Source organism: Chryseobacterium mucoviscidosis (assembly GCF_002177115.1).
GTDB classification, from domain to species: domain Bacteria; phylum Bacteroidota; class Bacteroidia; order Flavobacteriales; family Weeksellaceae; genus Chryseobacterium; species Chryseobacterium mucoviscidosis.
This window is the reverse complement of record NZ_MVAG01000106.1, coordinates 1-246: the sequence shown is the minus strand read 5'-3', so window position 1 is coordinate 246 and position 246 is coordinate 1. Positions and strand designations below refer to the sequence as shown.

The 246-nt window shown below is 53.3% G+C and carries 1 pseudogene; it reads right to left on the bottom strand.

The features are described from left to right. Positions 1 to 246: pseudogene (locus B0E34_RS22745) on the bottom strand (hypothetical protein); the annotation flags it as partial.

Below are 246 nucleotides of genomic sequence, written 5' to 3'. Positions count from 1 at the left end.
TGGCGTCGAACACTGCGGTCATCACCAATGCCAGTACACTCGGAAGTACAGTTGGCTGGAGTGCGCCCATAATATCGAGGCTGAAAATCAGAGACTTACCATCTTCGCCAGTCAGGCTTGGCATCGCCACCAGACCGTGGTACTTCACCGCTGGGTCAAAGATTAAGCCGATGATCGAAATTGCAATAATCACCAACAAGATCCCGCCGGGTACGCGGCACTTTTCCAGACCGAAGATGACCGCCA